14 protein-coding genes are annotated in these 17,788 nt (G+C 53.4%); all 14 read right to left on the reverse strand.

All coding sequences use genetic code 11. From position 1 onward, the window contains the following. Positions 1-24: 24 nt before the first annotated feature. The 14 genes from rfbD to cpsB all read right to left on the reverse strand — a co-directional run bounded on the left by rfbD (position 25) and on the right by cpsB (position 17,788). The gene (gene rfbD, locus A6013_RS11440; protein ID WP_069733086.1) at positions 25-924 is read right to left on the reverse strand and encodes a dTDP-4-dehydrorhamnose reductase; all 900 of its coding nucleotides are present in this window, start codon (positions 922-924) and stop codon (positions 25-27) included. Beyond that, the gene (gene rfbB / locus A6013_RS11445) at positions 924-2,009 is read right to left on the reverse strand and encodes a dTDP-glucose 4,6-dehydratase (protein ID WP_069733087.1); all 1,086 of its coding nucleotides are present in this window, start codon (positions 2,007-2,009) and stop codon (positions 924-926) included. The genes rfbD and rfbB overlap by 1 nt, the downstream gene beginning before the upstream one ends. 102 nt (positions 2,010-2,111) lie before the next feature. After that, positions 2,112-3,998, reverse strand: a complete 1,887-nt coding sequence (locus A6013_RS11450) for a nucleoside-diphosphate sugar epimerase/dehydratase (protein WP_069733088.1) — start codon at positions 3,996-3,998, stop codon at positions 2,112-2,114. A gap of 38 nt (positions 3,999-4,036) precedes the next feature. Then, on the reverse strand, positions 4,037-4,597 hold the full coding sequence (locus A6013_RS11455) for a sugar O-acyltransferase (protein WP_069733089.1): 561 nt from the start codon (positions 4,595-4,597) through the stop codon (positions 4,037-4,039). Next, positions 4,590-5,633, reverse strand: a complete 1,044-nt coding sequence (locus A6013_RS11460) for a glycosyltransferase family 4 protein (protein WP_069733090.1) — start codon at positions 5,631-5,633, stop codon at positions 4,590-4,592. Before A6013_RS11460 ends, A6013_RS11455 begins: the two co-directional genes overlap by 8 nt. Beyond that, positions 5,633-6,577, reverse strand: coding sequence for an NAD-dependent epimerase/dehydratase family protein (locus A6013_RS11465; protein WP_069733091.1), 945 nt, complete (start codon positions 6,575-6,577; stop codon positions 5,633-5,635). Before A6013_RS11465 ends, A6013_RS11460 begins: the two co-directional genes overlap by 1 nt. 381 nt (positions 6,578-6,958) lie before the next feature. Next, positions 6,959-7,855 carry a GalU regulator GalF gene (galF, locus tag A6013_RS11470; protein WP_048957548.1) on the reverse strand — a complete coding sequence of 299 codons (897 nt, stop codon included), beginning with the start codon at positions 7,853-7,855 and terminating at the stop codon, positions 6,959-6,961. Positions 7,856-8,031: 176 nt separating this feature from the next. Next, positions 8,032-9,423 carry a colanic acid biosynthesis protein WcaM gene (gene wcaM / locus A6013_RS11475; RefSeq protein WP_041909137.1) on the reverse strand — a complete coding sequence of 464 codons (1,392 nt, stop codon included), beginning with the start codon at positions 9,421-9,423 and terminating at the stop codon, positions 8,032-8,034. A gap of 12 nt (positions 9,424-9,435) precedes the next feature. Then, positions 9,436-10,656 carry a colanic acid biosynthesis glycosyltransferase WcaL gene (gene wcaL / locus A6013_RS11480; RefSeq protein ID WP_048959499.1) on the reverse strand — a complete coding sequence of 407 codons (1,221 nt, stop codon included), beginning with the start codon at positions 10,654-10,656 and terminating at the stop codon, positions 9,436-9,438. Next, the gene (gene wcaK, locus A6013_RS11485; protein WP_069733092.1) at positions 10,653-11,933 is read right to left on the reverse strand and encodes a colanic acid biosynthesis pyruvyl transferase WcaK; all 1,281 of its coding nucleotides are present in this window, start codon (positions 11,931-11,933) and stop codon (positions 10,653-10,655) included. Before wcaK ends, wcaL begins: the two co-directional genes overlap by 4 nt. A gap of 17 nt (positions 11,934-11,950) precedes the next feature. Next, the gene (gene wzxC, locus A6013_RS11490; RefSeq protein ID WP_069733093.1) at positions 11,951-13,429 is read right to left on the reverse strand and encodes a colanic acid undecaprenyl disphosphate flippase WzxC; all 1,479 of its coding nucleotides are present in this window, start codon (positions 13,427-13,429) and stop codon (positions 11,951-11,953) included. Position 13,430: 1 nt separating this feature from the next. Further along, positions 13,431-14,825, reverse strand: coding sequence for an undecaprenyl-phosphate glucose phosphotransferase (gene wcaJ / locus A6013_RS11495; RefSeq protein WP_041909129.1), 1,395 nt, complete (start codon positions 14,823-14,825; stop codon positions 13,431-13,433). Positions 14,826-14,871: 46 nt separating this feature from the next. Then, positions 14,872-16,242, reverse strand: a complete 1,371-nt coding sequence (gene cpsG, locus A6013_RS11500) for a colanic acid biosynthesis phosphomannomutase CpsG (protein WP_041909126.1) — start codon at positions 16,240-16,242, stop codon at positions 14,872-14,874. 109 nt (positions 16,243-16,351) lie between these two features. Beyond that, complete coding sequence (cpsB, locus tag A6013_RS11505) at positions 16,352-17,788, reverse strand: mannose-1-phosphate guanyltransferase (protein ID WP_028013792.1); 1,437 nt, start codon at positions 17,786-17,788, stop codon at positions 16,352-16,354.

The raw sequence follows: 17,788 nt of genomic DNA on the forward strand, positions 1-17,788 counted from the left end.
CATTCCCAGGCATCCCGATCATTATTAAATCGCTGTCGCTGTAAACCACTCAGTCAGCATACGCTTAACCCCCTCGTCCCACTGAGGCAGTACGAGGTTGAAATTCTGCTGGAACTTTAACGTATTGAGGCGCGAGTTTGCCGGACGTTTTGCAGGCGTAGGGTACGCACTGGTCGGCACCCCATGAAGCTGCTTTAATGCCAATTCAATTCCTGCTTTGCGCGCTTCATCAAATACCAGAGAGGCATAGTCGTACCAGGTTGTTGTACCACTGGCAACCAGATGATAAGTCCCTGCCACTTCAGGTTTATTCAGGGCAACCCGAATAGCATGAGCCGTACAGTCTGCTAATAATTCAGCACCCGTAGGGGCCCCAAATTGGTCGTTAATAACAGACAGCTCAGAACGCTCTTTTGCCAGTCGCAGCATAGTACGCGCAAAATTATTCCCTTTACCGGCATAAACCCAGCTAGTCCGGAAGATCAAATGGCGTGAACAATTTTCACTTAACGCTTTTTCACCAGCAAGTTTGGTCTCACCATACACATTAAGCGGCGCTGTGGCGTCCGTTTCAAGCCACGGCGTATCGCCATTACCCGGGAATACGTAATCAGTAGAGTAGTGAACAACCCAAGCCCCCAATTTTTGGGCCTCTTTGGCAATCGCCTCGACACTCGTGGCATTCAGCAACTGAGCAAATTCGGGTTCTGACTCGGCCTTATCGACGGCGGTATGCGCGGCCGCGTTGACGATGACATCAGGCTTAATGCGGCGCACCGTTTCTGCAATGCCTTCAGGGTTGCTGAAATCACCGCAATACTCCTGCGAATGGACGTCAACCGCAATCAAATGACCCAGAGGTGCCAGAGCACGCTGTAGCTCCCAGCCCACCTGCCCTGTTTTGCCAAACAACAGGATGTTCATTACGCACGATCCCCGTAGTTTTCTTCAATCCAGGATTTGTAGCTGCCGCTTTTCACGTTCTCTACCCATTTTGTGTTCGCCAGGTACCATTCTACGGTTTTACGAATACCACTTTCGAAAGTTTCCTGAGGCTTCCAGCCCAACTCCTGACCAATTTTCTCTGCATCAATTGCGTAACGGCGATCGTGACCCGGGCGGTCAGCCACATATGTTATCTGGTCACGATAGGAACCTTCCTTCGGCACGATTTCATCCAGCAATGAGCAGATGGTATTTACCACATCAAGGTTCTGCTTCTCATTGTGACCACCGATGTTATAGGTTTCGCCAATCTTGCCCTGGGTTACTACGGTGTATAAGGCACGGGCGTGATCTTCTACGTACAGCCAGTCGCGGATTTGGTCTCCTTTACCGTAAACAGGCAGGGCTTTACCCTCCAACGCATTGAGAATGACCAGCGGGATAAGTTTTTCCGGGAAGTGATATGGACCGTAATTGTTAGAACAGTTAGTCACAATGGTAGGGAAACCATAGGTACGCAGCCAGGCACGGACCAAATGATCGCTGGACGCTTTAGAAGCAGAATAGGGACTGCTTGGGGCATAGGCCGTTTTTTCAGTAAACAGCGGCAGTTCAGCTCCCTTGGCCACTTCATCCGGATGCGGAAGATCGCCATAGACTTCATCTGTTGAGATATGGTGGAAACGGAAAGACGCTTTTTTATCAGCATCTAACGCTGACCAGTATTGGCGGCTTGCTTCCAGCAGTACATAGGTGCCAACAATGTTAGTCTCGATAAAGGCTGCCGGGCCGGTGATCGAGCGATCAACGTGGCTTTCGGCCGCCAGGTGCATCACCGCATCCGGCTGGTGCTCTGCAAAAATACGCGCCATGGCATTGCTGTCACAGATATCGGCATGTTCAAAATGATAGCGTTCGCTGTTCGAGACTTCGGCCAGCGATTCAAGATTCCCTGCATAAGTCAGTTTATCGACGTTAATAACAGAATCTTGCGTATCATTAATAATGTGTCGTACCACCGCAGACCCAATAAAGCCTGCTCCACCAGTGACCAGAATTTTCACGTTTATTTCGCTCTTAATGTTATCAGAAACAATTAATTAGTTGCTGTCGCCCTGGTAACTTTCGATAGGCCTCCAGGGCGTAGAAACTGACAATCTGCTATTTTAACTTACCTTTACATTCCAAAGTAAATCGCAGATACCGTCGGTTGGATTAAATGCTGCAGGTGCCTGTAAAAGTATCTCTCGCACGCGCTCGTAGTCGAACTGACAGCAGGCGTTGTCGAGGTCACGGAGAATAATGCTCATCTCACTCCACGGCAACATCACCTCGTTAGCAGTCCTGATACGCGGGTGCTGCGTAACGGATACATTGTCGCCGATAAGCAACTCTTCATACAGTTTCTCACCAGGCCGCAGACCCGTTGTTTTTATCGCAATATCACCATAAGGGTTTTTATCATCGCGAACGGTAAGCCCTTGCAACGTAATCATGCGGTGCGCAAGGTCGATGATCTTGACGGGTTCCCCCATATCCAGAACAAAAACATCGCCGCCCGTGCCCATGGCTCCCGCCTGGATAACCAATTGAGCCGCTTCAGGAATGGTCATAAAGTAACGCGTGATATCTTCGTGAGTCAGCGTCACCGGTCCACCTGCAGCAATCTGTTTTTCAAATAACGGCACAACTGAGCCTGATGAGCCTAACACGTTGCCGAAACGAACCATACTGAAGCAGGTTTTACTGGATTCCTTCGCCAGCGCTTGCAGCACCAGCTCCGCCATGCGCTTGGTCGCCCCCATGGTGTTGGTAGGGCGAACGGCTTTATCAGTCGAAATCAGAACAAAGTTTTCAACACCGCAACTTGCCGCAGCCTGAGCACAGCTCAACGTACCAAAGATATTATTGCGCACGCCATCAAGTACGTTGAACTCGACAAGCGGTACATGCTTGTACGCCGCAGCATGATAAATTGTGTCGACGTTGAATGCTCTGATTAACCTTTCGAGATGCTCTTTATCCTGAACGTTTCCGAGGATCGGATAGATTTTAACCTTAAAATCCTGACCCAGATTCAGGTTACGCAGTTCGGAATCAATGGAATAGAGGGAGAATTCGGACAGTTCGAACAGAATAAGCTGGTTTGGCTTATTTTTAATTATCTGTCGGCATAGTTCAGACCCTATAGATCCCCCTGCCCCGGTAACCATCACTGTTTTCCCGTTGATATTACGCGATATCAGTTCCGGAATGGGTGAGACAGGATCGCGGCCCAGCAGGTCTGTAATAACGACTTTCCGCAAGGAATCAATACTTGCCTTCCCCTCCACCAGATCGACCATTCCCGGTATTGAGAGCACTTCGCACGGCAGACCTTCCAGGGTTTTAATGACTTCGTTCTTTCTTGCCCGGCTTGCGCTTGGCATGGCCAACAGAATTTTCTTCGCTTCGTATTTCTCAACCAGCCAGGGCAGTTTTTCTGGTGCGAAGACGCTTACTCCGTGAATCACCTGACCTTGCAGGGCGCGATTATCGTCGACAAAAGCAACGGGGTAATATTCGTCCATCTGGCTCAGCGCAGGCAGTAATTGACGACCCGATGCACCTGCACCATAAATAACTACCCGAGTACCCAGATTCAACCCACGATTCACTAACATCCTCATTCCAAGCCGTGATCCGGCAATAAGCAGTAGACCGAATGAGAAATAGATAAAAGGAATCGTTCTCGGCAAATAGAGGTTGGTATAGAACGCTGCGATAATAAGTAAAATGGACGATATGACCATCCCCATCGTTACGACCAATAATATCTTGGCAGTAATATAACGGATTACTGCCCGATACAGTCCTAATTTAACAAATATTGCCAGAGTAACTAAAATAATTGAGAAAATAAAAAGCCAATGCTCCGTACTATATAATGGAGTCATTGAATCAATACGCACCCAAAATGCAAACCAAAAAGCGCACAACAGAAGCACAACATCTATAGAGAGTGTGATAATACGTTTTATTGGTCGTGGTAAAGATATTAAATAATTTAGCATACTAAAAACTGGTCGCCTCACTAAAGCTTGCATTCAGTTTATAAAATAGTACCAGCAGGACACACTGAGTAATCGTCTACTTTAGTATTATAACCGCCCACTGTCCCCGCCTGGAGAAACGCTGCTTTCCCAATCACAGCGCTGCCCGCAAGATGAACACCAACACCTAAATGAGCGAAATCACCAAGAATGGCATCGTGATCTATTGTCGAGTGGCTATTCACAATCGTCGCCAAACCTAATTTTGCGTTGGCACCCACTACAGCTCCCGCTAACACAACAGTTCCCTCAGCAAGGGTCGCCGTTGGACTGACAAATGCAAAGGGATGTATAAGCGTTACAGGATGAATACCTAAGCCGAGCAGTTGCTGATAGAGCTGCTCTCTGACTTTATTGTTTCCGATGCCAATAGCGACATGACTGACCTTACCAATATGTAACTGTAGTTCAGAAATTTTTCCAATAATCAGCTGATTAATTTCCTGGCTGGCAGAGGTATTATCGTCGAGGAAAACGATATCCTTATATCCCAGCAGTCTCGCTGTCTCGTACAGCGTACGGCCATGACCACCCGCGCCCAAAATCAATAAGTCATGCATTGACGTTGCTCTCTTTGTCTTTAACTCCTGCACCACATTTCAGTGCAACAACGAGAAGCGGGAACCAGGCGATAAGCAGCCCCACAACACCATCAATTTTGCCTGAGGCAATAAAAAAGGCGAAGGGGAAAAGCCACAGCAGATTGACGGCAATTGCCAATGATGTCACCGGAACGTGGCTGCCATATTTTCTTGCGAGGATTTGGTAGCCATGGCTGGCATGTGCTTCATAGACCTTTTTACCTGCTACGAGCCTCCTCAATAGCGTTGTCGTGGCATCGACGATAAATATGCCCAGCAAGCATAATTCTGCAATAAAGAAGTGCGAGTCAACTTTCGCAATATGCAGGATCATCAGTCCGATTGTTATCCCAAGAAAACCACTTCCGGCATCGCCCATGAAGATTTTCGCGACCGGGAAGTTCCAGACAAGAAAGCCGGCTCCGGCACCAATAAGGGCAAGCGTGAGAGGATAAAGAGTGCCTGGCGCGTCTGTATACGGGTTGATAGCCATCAATACCGCACTACATGCAGCAAAGGTGATGGCCTCTGAGCTAGCTAAGCCATTAATCCCATCCATAAAATTATATAAGTTAAGCATCCAGACCAGATAAACGCAGCCCAGAATCATACCAACCCAGGATAAGGAAACGTCATAACCAAACAGCGTAATGACAGGGAAAGAACCTAAGAAATAGATGCCGATTGCTGCCGCAAGGAAATGCATCAGCAGACGCCAGCGTGCCGCGATATGGCCGTGATCGTCAAGGAAACCGATGATGGCAACAATCAATCCTGGAATAAATAAACCCAGGAAGCTATCCAGCGTCAGCGCGCGGCTGAAATAAAACCAGACTAACGCCGCCAGGAGCGTCAGAACGATAGCCACTCCGCCCCCTCGTGGGGTTGGTACCGAATGCGAACTTCGCTGGTTTGGACGGTCAATAACGTTATGCTTAATGGCATAACCTCGTAGCCCCCAGGTCAGCGCGCATGATACTAAAAAAGCGAATATCACAATCCCAAAACTCATCATTATTTATTACCTTCGATATAATATTTCGCCGTTTTTTTCATCGTTTCAAAAAGGGTTATCGGGGGCGTCCAGTTTAAATGTTTCCGGGATTTAGAGGCATCGACTTCCAGATCGCCAAACAGCTGATCGTAAATACCTCGTTTACCAACTGAAGAAAGCAATAACCTGAAGATACCCGTTGGAAATGAGACCAGTTTCGCTTTAATGCCCATTCCTGAGGCAAAGGCATTAATCATATCTTCGGTTGAAGGACGTTCTGCATCGGCGAGTAAATAGAGTTGATTTTTGGATTTCTCATTTACCACGCATTCGCTGATGAAACTGACGACATTATCCAGAGACACCAGCGCTCGCTTGTTCCTGACATTTTTAAATGGCAACGGTAGGTTTTTAGAAACCAGTTTTAAAAGGCGCTGTATATTACCCGGTGCATTTTCACCACAAATCAATGCCGGGCGAACAATGGTGATCGCCATATCGCTTTCTGCAAATTGATTAAGCAGACTCTGCTCGGCTTCTCGCTTAGAAATGGCGTAATCAGAGGTGGGTTGTGGCTCCGAGGCCTCAGTAAATGGGATCCCTGAGGTGGCATTACCGTTAACGCCGATTGAGCTTACAAAGATAAAATGTTTAACTCCGCTGGTCGCAGCATCGCTCGCTAATTTCATCGTTGCGTCGTGATTGACACGGCGAAATTCCGCTAAAGCGTCCTGAGCATCATCATTAAGGATATGCGCCCTTCCTGCGGTATGAATGATAGTGTCGCATCCTTGCAGGAGATTTAACCAGTTGGTATTGGCTGAGATATCACCCAGGTTGTAAATGCCCTGTTCAGGGTTCTCCTGCTTGCGCGTTGTTAATATCACCTCGTGTCCTGATGACTTCAACGCCTGGACTAAAGCAGTTCCAAGAAACCCGGTCCCGCCCGTCACCATTACTTTCATTGACATCCCCTATCGGCTCAATCTGATATTTACGCCCGCACGTAGTGCAGATTTGCGTGAGACTGTCTCGTTCACAACTGTTCGTTTAAAATTCAATTGTAAATGCCAGGCACGCTACCGCCCCTGGCTTAACAGCTACCAGTGCACTGAGCGATGTTTGATTAATGATTTTGCTTGTCTGGTTACAGACAAAAACTGGCGTTAATTGTCGTCCTAAACGACCAGAGAAACAAGCACAAATCGCTACAAAGCTGCTGAGATTTGAATCAGATAACCCTATGTAATCATTAAAATTAATAACAAAAAACGGCAGTTATCATTTTGGTTATGTCTCAACACCAAAAATGATAACTGCCGTTTGTTCTGGACGCGGAATGAATATCAGTCGTTAGCCAACAGCTTCTCAATCCGGTTTCTGAACTTCGCACCTTCCTTCAGGTTGCGCAGCCCATAGTTCACAAACGCCTGCATGTATCCCAGCTTCTTACCGCAGTCGTAGCTGTCACCTGTCATCAGCATTGCGTCAACAGACTGTTTTTTCGCCAGTGCTGCAATTGCATCGGTCAACTGGATACGATCCCAGGCGCCTGGCTCAGTTTTTTCCAGCTCCGCCCAGATATCGGCATTCAGAACATAACGGCCAACCGCCATCAGATCCGAATCCAGCGTCTGCGGCTGATCGGGTTTTTCGATGAATTCAACGATGCGGCTCACCTGCCCTTCCGTCTCCAGCGCTTCTTTTGTCTGGATAACGGAGTACTCGGAGAGATCGCCCTTCATGCGTTTCGCCAGCACCTGGCTACGGCCGGTTTCATTGAAACGTGCCACCATTGCCGCCAGGTTGTAACGCAGCGGATCGGCTGAAGCGGTATCGATGATGATGTCCGGAAGAACAACGATGAATGGGTTATCACCCACTACCGGACGGGCACACAAAATCGAGTGACCCAGACCCAGCGGCTGTGCCTGACGCACGTTCATAATGGTTACGCCTGGCGGGCAGATAGACTGCACTTCCGCCAGCAGCTGGCGCTTAACGCGCTGCTCAAGCAACGCTTCGAGTTCGTAAGAGGTGTCGAAGTGGTTCTCAACCGCATTCTTGGACGAATGGGTAACCAGGACGATTTCTTTGATCCCTGCAGCAACAATCTCGTCGACGATATATTGAATCATCGGTTTGTCGACAATCGGCAGCATCTCTTTAGGGATGGCTTTAGTGGCTGGCAGCATATGCATGCCCAGGCCTGCTACCGGAATGACTGCTTTCAAATTAATCATTATTTCTTCCACCTTAAAATGGTTGACGAATTATAGCTCTTAAACCTGTTTTCGCCAGCATGATTTGCCGTAATCCTCTGACAATGTTACGCCTTAGCCCCACAAATTTCTGTAGTTGTAATCTGAATAGATCACACTTCTGTGCCAGGAATAGTCTCAAAAAAGAAAGTTGTCGATTATCTGTGCGGAAGCGCAAAATTCAGCCTTTCCACATTCACAACCTGCTGATCCACCCGGTCAATATCCACTGAACTCTGCCCCTTCTCATTCACCGCTTTAATGTTCGCCAGCGACAGCAAGGTTTCGTCTTTGGCCATAAATTTACCCCGCACATCTTTACGCAGGTCGAAGTTGATCTTCAGCGCGGGGCCAATAGCTGCCTCCTGCATCACGTTGATATTACGTAAGAAAAGATGCTGCGGCTTATTGTGCAGCTCAAGCGTCGCCCGCTTCATCTCCACGTTGGTGATCGCTACAAAGGAGGTCGCATTACCGGATGAAATTTGAATTCCGCGCAGCTTATACGCTAGCTGGCGATTATCGAGGTGAATATTGTTGAGCTTGAAGTTCTGGGGTATGGACAAATAATCACCTTTAATTACCCCATAGCCGATTAACATTCCGGCACTATTGACCATGTCGACATTATCAATAATGAAATTATCACAGCCATAAATGGCGACCGTTGCGTTGTCTATACCCGCCTTTTTACTGAAATCGGGGGTAATATTTTTGGCCTTTATATTGCGGATAACAAAGTGTTTCCCGTTCTCAACGTGCACCAGCTGGCGACAGTTGCTGCCGGTGATATTTGCCACCACGAAGTTCTTCACGGTTTGCTTTTCCGGGTAGTCGTTATCGTAGGTGCTGCCGGCGAGGCCGATGCCGATGCCCCAGTTGATCTTGCCGTTAGTGCAGTTGATGTTATCGATCACATGATCGGAGATGAGGATATTGCGGTCATTGATGGCAACGTTCCACTCGATCGCATCGCCCTGCAGATGGCTGAATTTGCTGTTGGTGATCCGGGCGCCATCAACCTGATTGTGAAAGCCCTGGCGCAGGATGGCGTAGTTAGCCTGGCTCACGCTGATGTTATCAATCACCAGATTGCGCATCACGCGAGGTTTCTTGCCGCCAATGTAAATCTGCGTCACCGGCCCAAATCCGCTCATTGCCAGCCCTTTGATCGCGCAGTCCGAGCCGCGAACATCGAGCGTGATGTTCTCCGTGCGCCCACTGCCTTCACCGATCACTTTGCAGCCTTCCTGCAGCACAAAACGCCCACGTCCGTTGCCGGTCAACGCTCCGCGGATCAGCAGCGTTTTACCGTCGGGAATGAAAATGCCCGTATTGATGTTTTCGCAGGTAAGTCCGGCCGGGACAACGACGGTGTCACCGTCCTTAAACGCCTGCTTAAAAGCGGCGATCCAGTCGTTGTTATTGTACTGATTAATGGAGACCGTCTTTCCGCTTGCCGCCCGCGCCATGCGGGACGACAGCAGCGGCGAGGCCGCCAGAACAGACAGAGAAGAGACAAAGGTGCGTCGGGTAATCTTTTTCAGCATACAACCTCGGCGTTACAGCGTTTGCAGCAGGCTCGCTAACTGGCGATTGATTACCTGCTGGTTAAAATCGGTTTCAACTTTTTGTCGGGCATTCTGGAGCACAGGCTCCAGCGCCTGCTGGTCGATGTCGCTGAAGGCAGCCAATCGATCCGCAAGAGCCATCGCGTTATTCTCCGGCACCAGCCAGCCGGAATGATCAGATTTGATCAGCTCCGGGATCCCGCTGTGCAGCGTCGATACCACCGGGATCCCAACGGCCATCGCCTCCATCAGCGCCACCGGAATGCCTTCCATATCGCCATCGGCGCCCGTTACCGAAGGCAGCAGGAACACGTCCGCCTCATCGAGCATGGCTTTAACCTCATGGCTCGGCTTGAAGCCCGGCATCTCGACGACATCGTCCAGCTGATACTGTTCGATAAGCGTGCGCAGACGACGTTCCCACGGGCCAATGCCGAGAATGCGATAGTGGAACGCCACCCCGCGCGCCTTCAGCTGTCGGCAGGCTTCGATGGCCACGTGCAGACCTTTCTTCTCGGTCAGACGGGCTACGGAGATGATCTGCAGCGGTTTTCCCGGCACCTTAACCGGGCGGCGAGTGAAGCGCGTTAAATCCACGCCCATACGCGACACGGCAATTTTCTCCCCCGGACAGCCCATGCTTTTCAGTCGTCCGGCCCACAGGTCGCTGATGGGCAGCATCATGTCGCCGCGGCGGAAAAGCTCCTGATACTCCGGCGTGTAGTGGTTCAGCACCTCGCGGCTGGAAATGTCGATACCGTGGAAGATGGTCGCAATTTTGCCGTCAATTACGCCAAGCTCACGCAGTTTCGCGGCGGTGACCCCCGCCGGGCCAAAGTGGGCGATAAACACGTCGGCACGATACGGCTGCGCCGTTTGCCCGCAGATGGCCGACAGAATTAAATTGCGAGATTCCGATCCATAGCGGGAAACGTTCAGCGCGCGCCACGTCGACGCGCGGTGGATCCCGCGTAACGTCTGGCTGGCCCGGTAGCGCAGTTTGCTCAGCTTCCCGGCCGGTTCGTCCTGCAGCCAGCGGGTCTTCGCCTCCAGCCCATACTGGGCATACGCCGCATGGGTATTTTTGGTGTCGCCCTTTTGCAGGGCGACGATCTCCACGTCATATCCCATATCGATAAACGCGGTAATTTGGTTCAGTACAAAGGTCTCAGACGACAGCGGAAATTTCAGTAAGAAGAAACCAACCTTCATTTCCCCTCCCGCACGCGGTCAAGTACCGACTTCACCATGTCAATGCCCTTCTCGCGCTCGGCTTTCACCGCCATCGCCAGGCGTTCATTGATCGCGGGCAGTTGACCCAGGGTGTCCCCCACCATTGCACCGAGCGATCCGTCCAGCAGATGACGAATATCCACTGCCATTTCCGGCATGCCAAGCTGCTGCATAATCCCGGCGGACTTGTGCTCATAGTTAATGGCGATGGCCGGCGTGCCAAAGTTCATGGAGATAATCGCCGAGTGCAGACGGGTGCCCACGGTCAGGTCGCAGGCTGCGAGCAGTTTGCCCATCTCCAGGTCGTTCAGCTCGTCCATCACCACGTGGTAGCGGGACGGGTCGTTCACCAGGTTGCGCAGGTTCAGCGCCACCATGCGGTCATCTTTGTTGTAGCTGTCGATGCCGGTACAGGTTGAGAGCGCCAGCACCTGGTAACCGCTATCCAGTACGCGGTTCACCACGTCGGCGAACGCTTTCTCATAGGCTGCCTGGGTGGTGCCAAGACGCTTATCGAACGGGGCGAGTTCACGCAGGGTAATCGCAACGGTTTTCTGTTTCGCCGTCACGTCGAGCCAGTGCTGCACCGCGTAGCTCGGCTGGAAGTTATTGTCCTGGTGATCCACCAGCCAGGCGGTATCCACGCCGTGTTCTACTTTAGAGGTGTCAATTTCGCTACGCTTCATCATGTCGAGGCTGACCGATTCGCGCAGGATCAGCGCGTCGCAGTGGCCAAACACATAATTTGCGAGCTGGTTAAACTGCGGATCCTGGAACGGCCCGACGCTGTGGCCGATCATAAACAGCGGCTTTTTCGCCATGAACGTGCACAGCGCATGCTCAAACTGCGGCACGCCGTAAAGATCGACGAAGAACGAGCCGCCGACCTGAATAATGGCGTCATAGCCGGAAAGCAGGCGCACGAAATCGGTAAAGCCCTGCGCGATCGCGATGTTGCGCAGCCTGCCGGTGTCGGTGACGCGGGAAAGCAGCACCTGATGCTGGTAGCGACGGCGCAGCACTTTCTTCACGCGCCCCATCACGCCCGCGGCGTTGTTGTGCTGTTTCATCTGGCTGTAGAGCGGGTCGCCCATCACCGGGCGGTTCAGTAACCAGGATGAGCTGACCGGATAACGGCTCATCACGTCCACTTCAGTCTCAGGCTTAAGGGTGTTAATTGCATCCAGTAAACCGCGCAGGATGGCGCTGTCGCCACGGTTGCCGCAGGTATGGTTGCCAAGAATTAATAATTTCATAATGGCCTCTTAAAGAACTAGCCTGCGCGAAGCAGCGTTTTCATTTTTTCGTTACGGCAAAACTGGCGCTTCATCTCTACCACCAGCGCGTTGCGCGACAGCACAATCATCACGCCAAACGCCAGCGCGCCCGCGGCAACCTGCACCGCCAGCAGCGCGGCCAGCGGCAGATGCCCGCTGAGGATAATGCCCAGACCGTAGCTCACCGCCAGGGTCGGCAATGAGAGATAGAACGGCAGCCACAGGCTCAGGATGTACTGACGGTAGCTGGAGCCCAGCACCGGTTTGATCATGATGAAGTAGCTCAGAACGGTATTGACGATCTGCACCAGCAGGAAGCCCAGCGTGACGCCGATGGCGCCCGCCATATGCCCGCCGACGATAATCGCCGGAATAAACAAGAAGGTTTTGAACACGTTGAACTTAAAGCTGATATCCACGCGCGCCTTCGCCATCAGCAGAGAACCAATCGGATTGCCCACGGAGCGCAGCAGCCCCACCACGCACAACAGCTGCAGGATCGGGATAATGCCGTTCCACTTCTCGCCAAACACCAGCGGCACGAAGTTGCTGAAAACCACCATCAGCCCCAGCAGCACCGGGAAGTTGATAATCCCCACCACGGAAAGCAGCTTGTAAAAGTTGACGCGCAGCTTCTCTGTGTCGTCCTGAATCTTGGCGAACGCCGGGAACAGCACGCGAGTGATAATGGGGTTCAGCTTCATAGGAGGAACAACCGCAACGTTATAGGCCAGGTTGTAGCCCCCCGCCACGCTCGCGCCCAGGATGCGCGCCAGCACCAGCGTCGAGAGGTTGGTATTCACATAGTTAATAATGCTGTCCGCCGTCAGCCACGCGCCAAAGCGCAGGTTGGACGAGACGGACGCGAGAGAGAAATGCAGCCCCGGACGGTAAATCTTGCGGCCAAAGTAGCCGAACAGCAGCGTACGCACGGCAGAGTTAACCAGATAACCGAGGATGGCGGTCATCGCCAGCGGCCAGAAATGGGCGCTCACCACGGTAAAGGTAAAGCCCGCCAGCACGGCGCTGGTCTCGATCATGCCGATCTTGTTGAACTCCAGCTCTTTTTGCATCAGAGCGCGGAACTGCTGCCCGTGCGGGATCACCACAAAGGCAAACGACAGCGTGCGCATCAGCGGGGCGAGATCCGGGTTGTGCAGCACGCTGGCGATGGTGTCGCTCAGCAGGAACACCAGCACAAAGACGAAAATGCCCAGCCCGACGTTCAGCCAGTAGAGCGTGGTCAGCTCGAGATGGCTGATCTCTTTGCGCTGGATAATGGAGTTGGCGATACCGAAGTCAGACAGCGTGTCGGCCAGCGCGATAATCACCAGCGAGACGGTCAGCAGGCCGAACTGGTGGTTATCGATAATGCGCGCCAGCACCGTCATCTGCACCAGGCCGAGGCCAATGATGACGATGGTCGCCATCGCTGACCACTTGGCGCCGCTGATGGTTTTTTCACGTAAGCTCATCTTAGTACGCCGCTTTGTTCACGAAACCTTTGAAGATGGTCAGAAAAACAATCTTGATATCGAACCAGAGGCTCCACTCGCGGATGTACTCCAGATCGAACTCGATGCGTTTTTCCATTTTTTCCAGCGTGTCGGTCTCGCCGCGCCAGCCGTTGATCTGCGCCCAGCCGGTGATGCCCGGCTTCACCTTATGGCGCAACATGTAGCCCTCAATCAGCGAACGGTACTGCTCGTTATGCGCCACCGCGTGCGGACGCGGGCCAACAATCGACATGCCGCCGGTAAAGACGTTGATGAACTGCGGCAGCTCGTCAAGCGAAGTGCGGCGCAGGAAGTTCCCCACGCGGGTGACGCGCGGATCGTTCTGCGTCGCCTGGGTCACCACCTTGTCGTTCTCCATCACCTTCATGGAGCGGAATTTCCACACCATGATCGGTTTACCGTCCATGCCGTAGCGGGTCTGACGGAAGATAACCGGGCCGGGAGAGCTCAGCTTCACCGCCAGGGCGATGCAGCACAGCACCGGGGAAATGAGCAGTAAAATCAGGGAAGAGAGTACGATATCTTCCACGCGCTTGAGCACGCGGTTGATACCCGACAGCGGCGTGTCGTACAGCGGTACCACCGGTACGCCGTTCACCTCTTCAATGCGGGAATGCAGAATGTTGAAGGTAAACACGTCCGGGATCAGGATCACCGAACAGGTGGTGTCCGCCAGCTCGCGCATCAGCTGCTTGATGCGGGTTTCGTCTTTCATCTGCATGGCGATATAGACGTTATGAATTTTTCCGGCCTTCGCGTCTTCAATCAGCTGCGCGTAATTGCCCGCCCAGTCCGCAGGCACGCCACCCGGCTTCGCGTCGTGGTAAATCCCCACCACTTCAAACCCTAACCACGGCTCTTTGCGGAAGCTGTCGAGCAGCACCCTGCCGACGGGCAGATCGCCTGCCACCGCCACGAAACGACGGTTATAGCCGCGGTTACGCAGCCAGCCCGCGCCAAAACGGATCAGGGAACGGCACACGACCATGCCGACGCTGGTTAACAGGTACCAGCAGAGATAGGTCACGAAGCGGTTGTCAAAATCATGGCTGAACGCCACCAGACCGGCGCTGAAGATCAGGCTCAGGGTCCAGTTCTGCAGCAGCAGCATCAGTTCGGTGGTCATTTTCACGCCGCGCCACGAGCGGTAGAAATCGGTCATTCCGCCGATCATCTGAAACACAACCAGCGCAATCAGGGCCATCAGAAGATGCATATATAAGAACGGCAGCCCGCTGATCCGACACACCGCCCACAATCCACCGACCATGATGGTGATATCAGAAAAACGCTGCACCATAGAGATTAACGATGCATTCGTTCTCGCTCGTTCGCGTTTTTTTAGATTCGTCATCGTTGTTCCTGTATTCGGTTCCCCCTCCCGCCGGGAGGGGCAATTGTTACTGATTCAACAGCGCCAGAATGTCCTTCGTTCGGGCTTCCATCAGCGCCGTATCAGCGCGGGATTCCACGTTCAGGCGCACCACCGGCTCGGTGTTGGACGAACGCAGGTTAAAGCGCCACTGCGGGAACGCCATGCTGATGCCGTCCGTACGGTCAATCTCCAGCGCGTGAATGGCAAAGTGCTGTTCTACGCGGGCAATCGCCTCGGCCGGCTGCGCCAGCTTGCTGTTGATCTCCCCGCTCGCCGGGAAGGCCGCCATGCGGTCGCGCACCAGCTCGCCCAGGCTCTGCCCCTTCAGGCACAGCAGCTCGGTCACCAGCAGCCACGGGATCATCCCGCTGTCGCAGTAGGCAAAATCACGGAAATAGTGGTGCGCGCTCATCTCGCCGCCGTAGATGGCGTCTTCTTCGCGCATGCGCTCTTTGATGAAGGCATGGCCGGTTTTGGACATCACCGGCTCGCCGCCCGCGGCCTTCACCACGTCGACGGTGTTCCAGGAAAGACGCGGATCGTGAATGATCTTCGCGCCCGGATTTTTCTCGAGGAACGCTTCCGCCAGCAGGCCAACGATGTAGTAGCCTTCGATAAACTGCCCTTTCTCGTCGAACAGGAAGCAGCGGTCGAAGTCGCCGTCGAAGGCGATGCCCATATCGGCACCGTGCTCAATCACCGCGTTACGGGTGTCGTCGCGGCACTCCGGCAGCAGCGGGTTAGGAATACCGTTCGGGAAGTTACCGTCCGGCGTGTTGTGTACCTTGACGAAGGTCACCGGCACGTTCAGCGCCTTAAAGCGGGCTTCCAGCGCATCGACAACCGGGCCTGCCGCGCCGTTACCAGAGTTGATGACCAGCTTCAGCGGCTTGAGGTTCGCCACGTTGATGTAGCCCAGCAGGTGGTCGATGTACTCTTTCTGCAGGTTAATCTGTTTGTAGCTGCCGCGCTTCGCGTCGTTCACCGGCGGGAAGTCGTTGGCTTCCGCGAGGCGCTGCACGTCGCGCAGACCGGTGTCGCCGCTAATCGGGCGCGCGCCCTTGCGCACCAGCTTCATGCCGTTGTAGTCCATCGGGTTGTGGCTGGCCGTCACTTCGATACCGCCGTCCACGCCGAGGTGGAAGGTGGCAAAATAGATCTCTTCGGTACCGGACAGGCCGATGTCCAGCACGTCCACGCCCGCGTCCTGCAGCCCTTTTGCCAGCGCCAGCTTCAGGGATTCGCTGGTCAGACGCACGTCGCCGCCCAGCACGATGGTCTTAGGTTTTAAATATTCGCCGTACGCGCGACCGATGCGCCACGCGATGTCTTCATTCAGCTCTTCGCCCAGCTTGCCGCGAATATCGTAGGCTTTAAAACAGGTTAATTTTTCCATGATGACCCCTTTTTCAGGCAACAGTTGGCCCTGACCACTTAATGGCCAAATTTATTTTTGTCATTCGTAGGCCCGGCAGGCGCAGCGCCGCCGGGCATGATGCGGCGTGCTACACGCGCCCGTAGCGATCCTGGAAGCGCACAATATCGTCCTCTTCCAGATACGAGCCGGAGCGCACCTCAATTAAATCGAGAGGAATTTTCCCCGGGTTTTCCAGACAGTGCGTGGCGCCCAGCGGAATATAAATGGACTCGTTTTCACCCAGCAGCTTCACTTCGCCGTCGATGGTCACTTTGGCCGTACCCGCCACCACCACCCAGTGTTCAGCGCGGTGATGGTGCATCTGCACCGACAGCCCCTCGCCCGGCTTCACGGTGATGCGCTTCACCTGATAGCGGTCGCCCGCGTCGATGGAGTCATATTTGCCCCACGGACGGTACACTTCACGGTGAATGTGGTGTTCGTGACGGCCATCGGCCTTAATCTTCTCAACCACTTTTTTAACGTCCTGCACGGCGTTACGGTCGGCAATCAGCACCGCGTCTTTGGTCTGGACAACCACCAGATCCTTCACCCCGACGGTAGTGACGAGGCCAGACTCGGCGTAAACGTAGCTGTTTTCGGTTTTGTGGCTAATCACATCGCCGTGATGGACGTTACCCTCCGGGGTATGGGCGCTGATCTCCCACAGGGAGGACCAGGAGCCCACATCGCTCCAGCCTGCATCCATCGGTACCACCACCGCGTCAGCCGTGCGTTCCATCACAGCGTAGTCGATAGACTCTTCCGGACAGGCGAGGAACGCCTCTTCATCCACGCGGATAAAGTCGAGATCCGGGTCTACCACCGCCATCGCTTTTTCGCAGGCGTTCAGAATATCCGGGCGGTATTTGCGCAGCTCTTCGAGATAGCGTCCGGCGCGGAACAGGAACATCCCGCTGTTCCAGTAATATTCACCGCTGGCGACATAGGCCTGGGCGGTTTCGAGATTCGGTTTTTCGACAAACTGCGCCACGTCAAACGCCACGCTATCGCCCTCACCCGGCGTTACGCTGCCGCGACGGATGTAACCGTAGCCGGTTTCCGGCAGATCCGGCACGATGCCGAAGGTCACCAGCTTGCCGCTCTCGGCGTAAGGGATCGCGGCACGCACCGCGTCGCGGAATGCGTCTTCCTGCTGGATAACGTGATCTGCCGCCAGGACCAGCATCAGCGGGTCACAGTCAGGGCTGCTGCGTTTTGCCGCCAGCGCCGCCAGGGCGATCGCGGGCGCGGTATTACGTCCGGCAGGCTCCAGGATGATGTTTTCCGTGAGCTTGTTCAGCTGGCGCAGCTGCTCGGCAACGATAAAGCGGTGCTGTTCGTTACAAATCACCACCGGGCTTTCACACTCCACGCCGTGCAGACGGTTTACCGTCGTCTGCAGCATGGTGAGATCCCCTTTCAGGCAGAGGAACTGTTTTGGATAGAGCACGCGGGACAGCGGCCACAACCGGCTACCAGAGCCACCAGCCATCACAACCGGATACAAAGTGGTTTGACTCAT

The sequence above is a fragment of the Enterobacter sp. IF2SW-B1 genome, assembly GCF_001743375.1.
GTDB lineage: Bacteria > Pseudomonadota > Gammaproteobacteria > Enterobacterales > Enterobacteriaceae > Enterobacter > Enterobacter bugandensis.